We start from the raw sequence: 13,033 nt of genomic DNA on the forward strand, positions 1-13,033 counted from the left end.
CCCCTCGGCGTGGCCACCGCCGCGCCGGACGGGACCGGGCCGCCGGGGGGCCCTGCGGTGTCGCCCGCTTGCGGTACGTTCACCAGCCATGGCCGTTGCGCGCGCCGGGCGGACCGGGCGTGGTCGTACCGGAAAGGGGTGGGTTGATGCGTGACCTGCTGCCGGCGGCCGTCTCGGTGGCGGTCGCCGGGACCGCCGACTGGGTCGGTGAGCTGCTCCCGGAGGAACGGGCCGGGCTGGGCGAGCGGGCGGTGGAGCGCCGACGGCGGGACTTCACCGCCGGTCGGGTCTGCGCCCGGCGGGCGATGACCGCCCTCGGCCTGCCGGCCACACCGGTCCCCGCCGCACCGAACCGGGCACCGGTCTGGCCGGACGGGCTGGTCGGCACCATCACGCACACCCGGGACTACTGCGCCGCCGCGGTCGCCCGCCGCGCCGACCTGCGCGCGGTCGGCATGGACGCCGAACGGCAACGCGACCTCAACCCGGGGGTACGCCGGATGATCCTGCACCCCGAGGAGGAGGACCGGCTGGCCCGGCTCCCCGGCGGGGTGAACTGGCCGATCGTGGTGTTCAGCGCCAAGGAGACCGTCTACAAGGTCTGGCATCCGGTGGTGGGCTCCTGGTTGGACTTCCTGGACGCCAGCGTCGACCTGGACCCGGACGCAGGGGTGTTCACCGCCCGGATCGACCCGGCCCGGGTCTCGGCGGCCACCGTGGCGGACCCGCCCACCGTGGTCACCGGCCGGTTCGCGGTCGAGGACGACCTGGTCCGCACCGCAGCCGTGCTGCACCTGCCCTGACCGTTGCCGCCGCCCAGCTTCCCCGAGTGCCGACCGTCGAACGAGGAGTACGGTGAACCAGCCCCAGCCCCCCTACGGGCCGCAGGACCCGCACCAGCAGCCCCCCGGGCAGTACTACCCGGTCGACCCGACCGCCCCACCGCCCCCGGTCCCCGAGCCGCCCTACTCCGACCCGTACGCCCCGCCGTCGCCGTACGCGCCGCCGCCGGTGTCGGGGGCACCGCAGCCGTCGTACGAGCCCGGGGGCACCCCGCCGGTCTCCGGTGCCGGCTATCCGCCGGTGTCGGGCGCGGGCTACCCGCCGGTGTCCGGTGGGGGCTATCCGCCGCCGCCCGGTGGCGGGTACCCACCGCCCGCCGGGGGTTATCCGCCGCCGCCCGGTGGGGGCTATCCGCCGCCCGGTGGGGGTTATCCGCCGCCGCCCGGCGGGCCCGGCTACCCGCTGGGTCCGGCGAAGCCGGCCGGTTCGTCGAACAAGAACGTCTGGATCGTCGTCGGCCTCGTGGTCGCCCTGGTGGTGTTGCTCTGCTGCGGCGGCATCATCGCCCTGGCGGTCGCCGGCGGCGACAAGGCCGACGAGGCAGCCGGGGAGTTCGATCCCTCGCCGCCCACCCCCGGCGTCACGGCGGCACCGGGGCTGCCCGGTGACCCGCCGTCGTCGGCGGCGCCGTCGTCCACCGACGAGTCGTTCAACCTCAAGGCCGGTCAGACGCTGGTGATCAGCGACAACGACGGCACCATCGAGATCACCGTCCGGAGCTTCAGCACCTCGACCAAGGGCTGCCGCTCGTACGCGCCGCCGCCGAACAAGGGCTTCTACCTGATCGCCGACGTCACCGCCACGGTGACCAAGGGCACCTCGTCGATCAACCCGTTCTACTTCCAGTGGGTGGCCGACGACGGGACCACGGTGAACGGCCTGGCCGGCGCGTTCTCCGGCTGCGGTGGGGACCTGCTCGACTCGGGCAGCGGCATCCCGGCCGGCAGCAAGCGTTCCGGCTCGGTGGTGTTCGACGTGGCCGACAAGAACGGCGTGGTCGAGTACCAGCACAAGTTCAAGGCGGCCGGCTCCTGGAAGCCCTGATCGCCGATCCGCCGACGGGCCGGTCCCCCCACCGGGGGCCGGCCCGTTCGCGTCGCGCGGGGTCGGGATCGCTGCCGTGCCTTGAATCGGGTCCGGCACCGGCGGATGCTTGACGCATCGACCATCAGCGATCGATTTGGAGGTGGGGGATGCGTCGTCTCTCGCTCGTCGCCCTGGCCCTGACCGTCACCCTGTTGCCGGCGACCCCGGCCGCCGCGCACCCCGACGTCGACCGGCCCGCCGCCACCCGGGCGGACCTCGGCGGCCCGACGGCTGCGGCGGAGCTGGCACAGGTACGGACGGTCGGCACCGCCTGGGGTCCGGACCCGACGACCGGACGGCCGACGCTCACCGTCGACGACACCGTCACACCGGAGCAGCTACGCGTGCTGCGCGACCTCACCGCGCGGGCCGACGCCGACCTACGCCGCGAACCCGGCCGGCTGCGCATCCTCATCGCCGGTGGGCAGGGCATCTACGGTGGCGGCGCCCGGTGCTCACTCGGCGCGAACGTGCACAGCGGCAGCACCTGGTACTTCCTCACCGCCGGCCACTGCACCGCCGCCGCGACCACCTGGTACGCCGACAGCGGTCAGACGGCCGTACTGGGCACCCGTACCGGCAGCAGCTTCCCGGTCAACGACTACGGCCTGGTCCGCTACACCGGCAGGGTCAGCCACCCGAGTGCCGTCTACACCTACCCCGGCCTGCTCACCGTCAACGCCGTCGGCACCGCGTACGTCGGGCAGGCGGTGTGCCGCAGCGGGTCCACCACCGGCGTACGGTGCGGCACCGTGACCGCCCTCAACCAGACGGTCAACTACGCCGAGGGCAGCGTCACCGGGCTGATCCGCACCAACATCTGCGCCGAACCGGGCGACAGCGGCGGCCCGCTCTACGTCGCCGCGACCGGGGTGATCATCGGCATCCTCTCCGGTGGCAGCGGCAACTGCACCAGCGGTGGCAGCACCTACTACCAGCCGGTCGCCGAGATCCTCGCCGCCTACGGCGTCACCCTCCCCTGAGCGACCCCAAGAAATGATCCAGGGCGGGTCTCCCGCCGGGAGACCCGCCCTGGATCATGAACTTGCTGGTGGAGCTGAGGGGATTCGAACCCCTGACCCCCTCGATGCGAACGAGGTGCGCTACCGGACTGCGCCACAGCCCCTCCGCCGGTGGACCGGCTTCGGTCCCACCCGGCTTTCACCGGGCGGGCCGGCGCCAAGACTAACAGCCCACCCGCCCGCCGGGCGAATCACCCCTCCCGCCGGGCGGGCCCGAGGTGCCACCCGCGCCCGTGCGCCCAGCTAGCGGCATCCGACCGCCCGGACACCACCGTTCCGGCCACGCGAGTCGATCATCGGGATACCCCGACGGGCGGACCGATCACCCGGACACCCGCCCGGGCGGGCCGATCACCGGGACGGTCAGCCCGGGGGCGAGGTCAGCGGGAATCCCGGCCGGACTGGTAGGGGCGGCCGCGCAGGCCGCCGGAGCGGCGGTAGGACACCGAGCCGCCCCCGCTGGCCGCCGCCGGCAGGTCGGTCGGCCGGTCCAGGCCCATCGCGGTACGGCGTACCGCCTCGCGTTGCGCGGCCAGGCGGCGCTGCGCCTCCCGGCGGGCCGCCGCCCGACGGGCCTGCTCCCGGCGTACCTCGGCCTGCCGGGCGGCCAGCCAGGCGGCCTCCCGGGCGCGCAGCCGCCGCCGACGCCGCTCGGCCAGCGCCCGCCGCCGCAGGTGTACGACGTACACTGCGAGCAGGCCGGCGGTGACCGAGAAGCTGATCCAGAAACCGGGGCTGACCACGATCACGCCCACCAGCTCGACGAAGTTGAGCAGTAGCAGCGCGGCGAGCACCCGACGCCGCCGGTAGACGGCCGGGGTGTGGTGCCGGGGCGGGCGGCGGCGGGCCTGCCGGGGGGCGGGCGGCACGGCCCGCAGCCGGCCGGAACGGCGAGCGGTAGCCGGCTGGGCGACACCACGGGCGGTAGCCGGCTGGGCGACACCACGGGCGGTGGCCGACGGCGCAGCCCGGCGGCCGAGGGCCGGGGGCGCGGAGACCGGGACCGCCAGACTCCCGGTGGCGGCGTCCTCGGCCAAGGTGACCACGAGCGCCCGGGGCTGGTTGACCGGCCGCCTCCCGGGGACAGTACGACGTCGCCGGCGGCGCTGGAGCACCCGCGCCGTCGACTGCGCCCGCTCCGCCACCAGCCGCTCGGTGGCGTCGTACCGACGGACCAGGGCCGGCGCGAGGGCGAGCAGACCGGCGGCGGCGAGGACGGCGAGGAGCACCGAGGTCGGCACCCTCACCCCTCCCGTCACCGAATTCGGGGCACCCGCCGGTCGGCAGCAGGATCTTCCCCGAAATCTCGCCCTGGGCGCAGATCCTGCAGCCGAGCAGCGCTTGCCACAGCTTGCAGTTACTTGAGGTTACGGGCCACCGACCGGGATGCCGACACGCCGCGCCGCATCCCACGCGTGGGACGACTCATCCGGCCTCGTGACGCATCCGGTGCCAGCGGGCCAGCAGGCCGCCCTCGGCGGCCACCTCCTCGCTGGTCATCGCGTATCCGATGTGGTCCCGCCAGGCCCCGTCGATGTGCATGTAGCGCACGTGGTACGCCTCCTCGCGGAAGCCCAGCTTCTCCACCACCCGCCGGGACGGCTTGTTCTCCGGCCTGATGTTCACCTCGACCCGGTGCAGCCCACCCGGGCCGAACGCGTGGTCGACGGCGAGCGCCATCGCGGTGGGGATCACCCCGCGCCCGGCCACCCGGGAGTCCACCCAGTAGCCGACGTACCCGGAGCAGAACGCCCGCCGGACGATACTGCCCACGTTCAGGTGTCCCACCAGCCGCTCCTGGCCGTCCTCACGCAGGCAGACCGCGAACGGCATCCCCTCACCGGTACGCGCCGAGCGCCGTTGGTCGGCGTGCACGTAGCGGAACGCGGCAGGGGAGTTCGTCTCGTCCCAACTACCGGGCAGGTGCGATTCCCAGGGCGCCAGCCAGGCCCGGTTCGCCCGACGCACCGACGACCAGGCGCCGGCGTCGGAACGGCGGTACGGCCGCAGCACCACCGGACCGTCCATCAGCACCACCGGCCACCCCGGTGCCCGCCCGAACCAGCTCACCGCGCCGACCTCCCGTCCACGCCCGGGGCGTCGGCACGCCCGGACCGGCTCACCGCCGCCGGTCCAGCAGCAGCACGTCCACGGTGGAGCCGGCCGCCGCGGTGGTCACCCGCTCACCGAGCACCATCAGGCCGTTCGCCTCGGCCAGCCCAGACAGGGTGTACGGCCCACCGCTGAGCGGCTGCACCGTGTAGCCCCCGCCGCGCCGCTCGGCCACGTGTGCGGGCCGGAACTCCCGCAGCCCGCCGGGCGACGAGATGGTCTCCAGCAGGTGCGCCCGCACGCTCGGCCGGAACACCGGCTCCGCACCGGCCAGCAGCTGGATCGCCGGCCGGGCCAGCACCTCGAAACCGATCAACGCCGCACCGGGCTCACCGGGAAGACACACCACCGGCACCTCCTCGGCGCCGACGGTACCGAACCCGAGGGCCGTGCCGGGGTACAGCGCCACATCGGTGAACGTCACCGGCCCGGCCCGGCCGCCCTCCCGGCGCGACAGGATCCGCCGGACCATGTCGCCGGGGCCGGTGCCGGTGCCGCCGGTGGTGATGATCAGATCGGCCCGCAGGGTCTGGTCCTCCAGCAGCCCACGCAGCCCCTCCGGGTCGTCGTCGCAGATCCCCACCCGGTACGCCAGCGCGCCCACCTCGGCGGCGGCCGCGGTCAACGCGTGCGAGTTGGCGTCCACCACCTGACCGGGCTGGCTGCCCCGGCCGACGTCGACCAGTTCGTCACCGGTGGCCACGATGACCACCCGGGGGCTGGGCCGCACCACCACGTGCCCGATGCCGGTGGCGGCGAACACGGCCACCAGCGCCGGGGCGACGTACGTGCCGGCCCGGGCGAGGACGGTGCCGGCGGGCAGTTCCTCACCGGCGCGGCGGACACCGTACCCCCGCTTGGGGGTGCGGAAGATCTCCACCGCGGCCATGCCCTGGTCGGTCCACTCCACCGGCACCACCACGTCGGCGGCGATCGGCATCGGCGCACCGGCGGCCACCGAGAAGCACGAGCCGGGGGTGAGCCGGACCGGCCGCCAGCTCGCCGCCCCCAGGTCACCGACCACGTTGAGCCGTACCGGACGGCCCGGCCCCTGCGTGGGGACCGGGCCGTACCCGACGAGGTCCTCCCAACGCGCGGCGTACCCGTCCACCGCCGCCTGGTCGAAGGCGGGGAACGAGTGCGGGGCGACGACGTCGGAGGCGAGGACGTTGCCGTACGCCTGGGTGAGGTCGAGGTCGAGCGGGGGCAGCGCGCGCAACCTGCGCAGCACGCTGCCCAGGTAGTCGGCGAGCGGCGTCAACTCGTTCGCGGCCGCCTCGGCGTCGGCCGTCGAGGTCATGTACCGGAGCCGCCCGCCGCGTCGCGTACCCCGTTGAGGATCGCCGCCGTGACCGTCTCGTCGCCGTTGTTGACGAACTCGGTCAGCCAGGCGCGGAACTCGGTGCCGAGGTCCTCCCGCTCGGCGGCGATCTGCACGACTGTCTGGAGGTAGCCCAGCGGCATGCCGGTGTCGTAGCGGGTGCCCCGGTAGACGATCGCGTGCACCGGCACCCCCTCGCTACGCAGCAGCTCCATCGCGTCGGTCAGCTGGATCTCCCCGCCGCTGCCCGGTTCGGTACGCCGGATCGCGTCGAAGATCCGCCCCGGCAGCACGTACCGGCCGAGGACCGCCAGGTTGCTCGGGGCGTCCTCCGGTTGGGGCTTCTCCACCATGCCGGTGACCTTCACGACCTCGCCGATGTCGGTCAGCTCCGCCTCGGCCGGCTCGACCGAGGCGATGCCGTACCGCTTGGTCTCGGCCGGGTCGACCTCGAAGAACGCCAGCACCACCCCACCGGTGCGGGCCTGGAGCTCCAACATGGCCGGCAGCAGCGGCTCGGACGGCTTGACGAACTCGTCGCCGAGGAGCACCGCGAAGGGCTGGTCGCCCACGTGCGACTCGGCGTACCCGACGGCGTGGCCCAGGCCGAGCTGCTCCGGCTGGCGGCAGGTGTAGATCTCGGCCAGCTCGCTGGGACGCTTGACCGCGGCCAGCCGCTCGGCGTCGCCCTTGGCCTCCAGCCGGGCCTCCAGATCGGGGCGACGGTCGAAGTGGTCCACCATCGACGTCTTGCCCCGCCCGGTGATCAGCAGCACGTCACCGATGCCGGCCTGTGCGGCCTCCTCGACGATGTACTGGAGCACCGGTCGGTCGATCACCGGTAGCAGCTCCTTGGGCACCGCCTTCGTGGCCGGCAGGAACCGGGTGGCCAGGCCGGCGGCCGGGATGACAGCCTTGACCGCGCGGGCGCGACCGGTCGCGGCGGTCGCTGAGGGGTTCGCTGAGTGCTCCGACATGCCGCGAGACTATCGGCCACGGCTCTGCCGCGGCGGGTGAGGACCGGAAGACGCGCCGCCCGGCTGCGTCACACCGGGAGCGCCGACGGCGTGCCGACCGGCCGACCCGTCGGCCGGCAGGTCGTCGACGGAACCCCGGTCGGGGGGCGGCCGACGGATAGGTGGCCGGTCGGCGGGGGGCGGCCCGGCGCGGGGCAGGCCGTCGTCCGGGCTGGTCGCCCCCGCCGGCACGGCGATCTCCCCGACCGCGCCGTCAGCTGCCGGCGTCGGGCGGGGCCGGGCGGTCGCCACCCGGTAGCCGTCCCGGCCGGCACCCTTGGCCGCGTACAACGCCTCGTCGGCGGCGTCCAGCACCTCCGCGCCGGTGCTGGCGTGATCGGGATAGACGGCGATGCCGATGGAGACCGACACCGCGATCGTCGTCGGGACCCCCGCGTGACCGACCACCACGACCGGGGTTTCCCGCACCGCCGCACCCAACCGCTCGGCCACGGTCGCCGCGCCCCGGGCGTCGGTCTCCGGCAGCAGCACCACGAACTCCTCACCGCCCTGCCGGAAGGCGAGGTCCACCTCGCGGATCTCGCCGCGCACCCGACGGGCGAACTCGGCGAGCACCGCGTCCCCGGCGGCGTGCCCGTAACCGTCGTTGACGGCCTTGAAGCGGTCCAGGTCGAGGACGAGGATGCTGAGCATCCGACCGAACCGGCTGGCCCGTTCCACCTCCCGACGCAGCGACTCGCGCAGATAGCGGTAGTTCCACAGCCCGGTCAACGGGTCGGTCAACGACAGCCGCTGCGCCTCCTCGTGCACCCGGACGTTCTCCACCGCCACCGCCGCGTGCCCGGCGAAGGTACGCAGGGTGGCCAGGTCGTCGTCGTCGAACTCGTCGCCGCCCAGCCGGTCGTAGAGGACCAGCACGCCGCCCGCAGGCTCCCGACCGGTGACGTCCCCGCCGGGCGCGGTGAACGGCACCGCCACGTACGTCTCGCACCACGGTTCGCCGGGCGGCGTCGACCCGGGCGGCACCCGGCCGCGCTGCGGTTCCCCGGTGGCGGCGACCGCGCCGACCACCCCCGCGCCCACCGGCACCCGCAACTCCTCCGGCTCGGTGCCCGCCGGGCAGCGCCCCGCCAGCCCCTCGGCGCACCGCCCGACCAGCGTCGCGGCGTCGTCGCGCAGCAGCACCGCCCCGGCCCGCGCCCCGGTCGCCGCGATGGCGCTGTGCAGGATCACCCGCAGGATGCGTTGCAGGTCGTGGGTGCTGGCCAGGGTGTCCCCGAGCACCCCGAGGTGCCCGCGCAGCTGGTCCCGGCTGCTGGTCAGCGCGGCCACGTACCCGGCGGTCTCCCGGATCATCCGGTTGAACGCGGCGGCGAGCCGGCCGATCTCGTCCCGGCTGCGCACCGGCACCCGGGCGGTCAGGTCGCCCCGGGCCACCCGGTCCACCGCCCCGGCCAGTTCCACCAGCGGCCGGGTGGTGACCCGGGCCAGCCGCCACGCGGTCAGCACGGCCAGCACGGCGGCCAGCAGCACCGCCCCGACCAGCGCCGCCGGCAGACCCGACGGCCGTTCACCGGCGACCGAGAGCAGCAGCGGCAACGGCTGCCCGGGGGCCGGCCCGAGCCGCCGCACGTACCGGCCGTCGGGGGTCGTCGTGACCCGGTCGCCGTCGAGGCCGCCGGCGGCGGCGAGCACCTCCCCGCGTACCCGCCGGGTCTCGGTGGTGTGGGTGATCCGGTCGGGGCCGTCGGCGTCGTCGAGCAGGGTGACCGCGACGCCGGTCGCGGCGGCCAGCCGGGCCACGAACGCCGGATCGACGATCTCGGCGGCGGCCACCGCGCCGAGCGGCGCGCCAGCCGGGTCCCGCAGGTCCACCCGGGCGCTCAGCGCCCGCACCGGCCCGCCGGTCCGGGCCGTCCCCGTACAGTCCCGCCAGGGGGTCGCCGGCCCGCCAGGGGTGGCGTACGTGGTGCCGCCGGCCACGTCGGTGACCAGCACGGCGGCGGCCAGCCCTCGGCTGACCACCTGACCGGCCGCGCCCGCCCGGGTCGCCGGGTCGGGGCGCAGGGCCACCGCGTCGGCGGCGGCCCGCAACTGCTGGCAGAGCGCGTCGATCGAGGTACGCACGGCGGACGCGGCCAGGCCGAGGCGTTCGGTGGACCGGCTGCGGTCCACCGTCGACAGGGTGCTGCCGACGAAGACCGCGCCGAGCAGCACCGGACCGAGCACCACCGTGAGGAAGGCCGCCGTCAACCGCCCGCGTAGCGTCAACGCTGTCCCCCCGGAAGTTCCAGGCCCGTTCCTGCGATGCTGACACAGAGCAACCGATTTGACAGCGTTGCGTCAGGAGTGTTGCGTGCCCGATTTTTCTGATGGAGCGGACGTCGCCCACGCGGCCAAACGCGAGACACGGACCGCGCTGCTCGCCCGCCGCCGGGCGCTCACCGCAGCACAGCGGGCCGCCGCTGCGGCGCGCGTGCAGGCCGAGCTGACCGCACTGGTACGCCGGCTGCGGCCGACCAGGATGACCGGGTACGTGCCGGTCGGCTCCGAGCCGGGCGGCCCCGACCTGCCCGACGTGCTGCGGGCCGCGTTGCCGGCCGGGGCGGAACTGCTGCTGCCGGTGCTGTGCGACGACCTCGACCTGGACTGGGCCCCGTACGCCGGACCGGACACCCTGGTCGCCGCCGGCCGGGGCATGCGCGAACCGGACGGACCCTGGCGGGGGCGGGCGGCGATCGTCGGGGCCTCCCTGGTGGTGGTGCCCGCGCTGGCGGTGGACCGGCGCGGGCTGCGGCTGGGTCGGGGCGGCGGCTCCTACGACCGGGCCCTGGCCCGGGTGCCGGCGACCACCCTGACCGTGGCGCTGCTACACGACGGCGAACTGCTCCCGGAGCTGCCCGGCCAGCCGCACGACCGGCCGGTGGGCGCCGCGCTCACCCCGGCGGACGGGTTGCTCACGCTCCCGCCGCCCGGCCCCGTCGATCATGTGGTGGGTTGACCCCGTGGTCCGGGTCGATGCTGTGGTCGGGTTCATGCTGTGGTCGGGTTCATGCTGTGGTCGGGCTCGATGCTGTGGTCGGCTCGATGTCGGGGCGTCGGCGGGTGCGGGTCGGCTGATGTGTGGGCTTCGGCCGGGTGCGGGCCGGCCGGCGATGTCGTGGGCTTCTGCCGGGTGCGGGCCGGTCGGCGGTGTCGTGGGCTTCGGCCGGTTGCGGGCCGGTCGATGTGGTGGTCCGGCACGATGTCGGAGCCCGGGCCGATGTCGGGGCCACTGGTGGAGTGTGGTCCGCAGCTGGCGGGCCGGGGTGCACGGACGCCCGGCGGGCGGATGACGATCACGTCCGCTGGACGAACCCGGGTCCGATGACGCACCATTGGCACTCGAATACGTCGAGTGCCAACCGGCCGTACCAGATCCGGAGGAGAACGTGCCCACGTACCAGTACGCCTGCACCGCGTGCGGCCACCAGCTCGAGGCGGTGCAGTCGTTCTCCGACGAGCCGCTGACCGAGTGCCCCGCGTGCGAGGGGCGGCTGCGCAAGGTCTTCAACTCGGTCGGGGTCGTGTTCAAGGGCTCCGGCTTCTACCGCACCGACTCCCGGGCCTCCGGCAGCGAGGGCAAGAGCGGCGCGGCGAAGCCGACGAAGTCGGAGGGCTCCTCGTCCGGCGGAGACTCCTCCGGTTCCGGCTCGTCGTCCAGCTCGGGCTCGTCCAGCTCGGGCTCGTCGCCCAGCTCGGGCGGGTCCTCGGCCTCCGGCTCGCCGTCGTCCGGCTCCGGTTCCCCCAGCCCCACCAAGTCCCCCGCCCCCAGCACCTCCTCCTAACCCCTCCCTCCCCCCACCCCCACCCCCACCCCCGGCCACCCGAGGTTTACGTCAAGTTGATCTCTACGGATGACGTAAACCTCTTGATCAGCTGACGCAAAGCTCTTGATCACCGAGCTGGGCCGGGGTGGCGGGCGGGGTGGGGTTTTCCACAGGGCGAGCCGTTGTCCACAGGCTGTGGACGACGGCTCGTGAGGTGTGCAGTTTCCGCCTAACCTGCTGAGCCGGGACGCCACCGCGGCGTCCCGGTGGACAGCGGAGGTGGAGCATGGCGGCCAGCGGCGCGGACGGTCACGGCTCGCTACGACCGTTCCGCTGGCCGCGTCGGCCGGGTGGGGCGACCCTGCTGCGTGCGGCACTGGTGGCCGTTCTGCTGGGGCTGGCGGTGATCGTCCTGGACGCTCCGGAGGACTGCGCCCCCGGTGCTTCCCCGACCATGAGGTTCCCGGTCGCGGCGGGGATCTACGACGCGAAGGGCCCTACCGGGTCGACCGGCCCCACCGGTACGCAGGAACCTGCCGGTACGCGAGGCCCCACCGGCCTGGAGAGACCTGCCGGTACGCAGGAACCTGCCGGTACGCGAGGCCCCACCGGCCTGGAGATGCCTGCCGGCGTGACGGGTCTTGCCGTTGTGAAGGGACCTGCCGACAGGCGGGGGCCTGCCGATTCGGTAGTCCTCCCGGGCACGACATTCAGCGCGATCGGCTGCACTGCCGCACCGGACCGCGGGGCGGACGGTTCTGCCTCCGCGGACCCACCCGGCCCCGCCGCGCCCCACAGGCGTACGGGTGCCGACGGGGTCGCCGTCCCCCATGGGCAGGATGGCGGCCGGTCCCCGGCCAACCGTGATCGATCCGTCGACGGGGTCGCTCCGGCTGCACTGCCACTGCCGAGCGGCTTCGTCGGCGTGCCCGTACGCCTGGCCGAGCCGGCCGCCCTCGCGGTGTTGCGCCCCGGCGCGCGGGTCGACCTGCTCGTGTTACCGGCGGGACGGGACGCCGGCGAGACGGTCCTGCTGGCAGCCGACGCGCTGGTGCTCGACGTGGTGGGTGGGGACGCCGCCGACGGCTCGTCCGCGCTCTACCTGGCGGTCCCGCCCGATCAGGCGCAGCGCTCCGTCAGCCAGCCGGAGGGCAGCCGGTTCAGTGTCGTCATCCGGAGATGATCCAACCGCCGGGGGGTCTGCGGCGTGCCGCCCGGCATCAGGTCGGTCCACGAGGCCAGGTCACGCTCCCATGCGGACGACACGATCACGCTGGCCGGCTCCGCCGGCCCGTCAGCGCGCACCCGTAGCGCGTCCGCGACGGGCACGCCGGTCGACCCTCGGCACCTCGTCGTAGCCCGTCCGGCAAGTCCCGGTGCCCTGCGGATCCATGCCGACGGCCAGCACCCGGTGACCCCGTTCAGCGCCAGCCCCGCCAGTGGGCGCCGCACCGGGTGGAGGCCAGTGGATCTTGCCAAGATCATGCCCGGCCGGGGGCGGCTCCGGGTGGTCAGCTCCAGTGCGGAGGGCGTTCGGCGAGCAACCAGTCGTCGTTGCCGCCCCGGCGCTCACCCCAACCGAAGTCGGTGTCGTCGGTGGTCTGCTCGGGCAGCACCACGAAGTCGTCGCTGAGGTCGACCGTACGGTCGTCGTCGCCGGGCACACCATGCCCGGCCGGGTCCTCGGGGATCACGATCGGCAACACTACCCCGCACCGGTTCCACCCCGACGTACCCCGGAAGGTTCCTGTCCGGCAGCCGTCCGAACCGCAGCGGACCGGACCCCGACACCGACCCCCCGGCGAGTCAGGCCGCAGGCCGGAGATGAGCCGCCAGACTGGTGGGGCCACCCCGAGCCGGGAT

The 13,033-nt window shown here is 74.6% G+C and carries 12 protein-coding genes and 1 tRNA gene; 6 read left to right on the forward strand and 7 right to left on the reverse strand.

The genetic code is table 11. The annotated features are described in order from the left end of the window. Positions 1–146 precede the first annotated feature (146 nt). From ACN267_RS20515 to ACN267_RS20525, 3 genes are all read left to right on the forward strand, one after another. On the forward strand, positions 147–803 hold the full coding sequence (locus ACN267_RS20515; RefSeq protein WP_204961931.1) for a 4'-phosphopantetheinyl transferase family protein: 657 nt from the start codon (positions 147–149) through the stop codon (positions 801–803). A gap of 52 nt (positions 804–855) precedes the next feature. Next, positions 856–1,887, forward strand: coding sequence for a hypothetical protein (locus ACN267_RS20520; protein WP_421489380.1), 1,032 nt, complete (start codon positions 856–858; stop codon positions 1,885–1,887). 149 nt (positions 1,888–2,036) lie between these two features. After that, positions 2,037–2,912: a S1 family peptidase gene (locus ACN267_RS20525; protein WP_421489381.1), complete on the forward strand. Its 876-nt coding sequence runs from the start codon at positions 2,037–2,039 to the stop codon at positions 2,910–2,912. A gap of 66 nt (positions 2,913–2,978) precedes the next feature. Here ACN267_RS20525 and ACN267_RS20530 read toward each other — a convergent pair. The 6 genes from ACN267_RS20530 to ACN267_RS20555 all read right to left on the reverse strand — a co-directional run bounded on the left by ACN267_RS20530 (position 2,979) and on the right by ACN267_RS20555 (position 9,632). After that, positions 2,979–3,055, reverse strand: a tRNA-Ala gene (locus ACN267_RS20530). Between the two features lie 276 nt (positions 3,056–3,331). Continuing rightward, on the reverse strand, positions 3,332–4,192 hold the full coding sequence (locus ACN267_RS20535; RefSeq protein ID WP_421489382.1) for a hypothetical protein: 861 nt from the start codon (positions 4,190–4,192) through the stop codon (positions 3,332–3,334). A 184-nt stretch (positions 4,193–4,376) separates the two neighbouring features. After that, a complete protein-coding gene (locus tag ACN267_RS20540; protein WP_421490461.1) occupies positions 4,377–4,979 on the reverse strand; it encodes a GNAT family N-acetyltransferase in 603 nt (200 codons plus the stop codon). Positions 4,980–5,070: 91 nt separating this feature from the next. Continuing rightward, entirely contained in the window at positions 5,071–6,363 is a 1,293-nt protein-coding gene (glp, locus tag ACN267_RS20545) for a gephyrin-like molybdotransferase Glp (protein ID WP_204927381.1), read from the reverse strand. Next, positions 6,360–7,361: a UTP--glucose-1-phosphate uridylyltransferase gene (locus tag ACN267_RS20550; RefSeq protein ID WP_204961928.1), complete on the reverse strand. Its 1,002-nt coding sequence runs from the start codon at positions 7,359–7,361 to the stop codon at positions 6,360–6,362. The genes glp and ACN267_RS20550 overlap by 4 nt, the downstream gene beginning before the upstream one ends. A gap of 9 nt (positions 7,362–7,370) precedes the next feature. After that, positions 7,371–9,632, reverse strand: a complete 2,262-nt coding sequence (locus ACN267_RS20555; RefSeq protein ID WP_281900688.1) for a diguanylate cyclase — start codon at positions 9,630–9,632, stop codon at positions 7,371–7,373. Positions 9,633–9,717: 85 nt separating this feature from the next. Between ACN267_RS20555 and ACN267_RS20560 the strand changes: the two genes are divergently transcribed. The 3 genes from ACN267_RS20560 (at position 9,718) to ACN267_RS20570 (ending at position 12,353) form a co-directional block, all read left to right on the forward strand. After that, on the forward strand, positions 9,718–10,362 hold the full coding sequence (locus ACN267_RS20560) for a 5-formyltetrahydrofolate cyclo-ligase (protein ID WP_421489383.1): 645 nt from the start codon (positions 9,718–9,720) through the stop codon (positions 10,360–10,362). A gap of 430 nt (positions 10,363–10,792) precedes the next feature. Continuing rightward, on the forward strand, positions 10,793–11,188 hold the full coding sequence (locus ACN267_RS20565; RefSeq protein WP_421489384.1) for an FmdB family zinc ribbon protein: 396 nt from the start codon (positions 10,793–10,795) through the stop codon (positions 11,186–11,188). A 907-nt stretch (positions 11,189–12,095) separates the two neighbouring features. Then, complete coding sequence (locus tag ACN267_RS20570; protein ID WP_239486457.1) at positions 12,096–12,353, forward strand: hypothetical protein; 258 nt, start codon at positions 12,096–12,098, stop codon at positions 12,351–12,353. A gap of 328 nt (positions 12,354–12,681) precedes the next feature. On the opposite strand, the gene ACN267_RS20575 is transcribed toward ACN267_RS20570, so the two are convergent. Beyond that, a complete protein-coding gene (locus tag ACN267_RS20575; RefSeq protein ID WP_372444632.1) occupies positions 12,682–12,873 on the reverse strand; it encodes a hypothetical protein in 192 nt (63 codons plus the stop codon). Between the last annotated feature and the right edge of the window lie 160 nt (positions 12,874–13,033).

Origin of the sequence: Micromonospora sp. WMMD734 (assembly GCF_049178975.1) — a bacterium.
Classification (GTDB): Bacteria; Actinomycetota; Actinomycetes; order Mycobacteriales; family Micromonosporaceae; genus Micromonospora; species Micromonospora wenchangensis.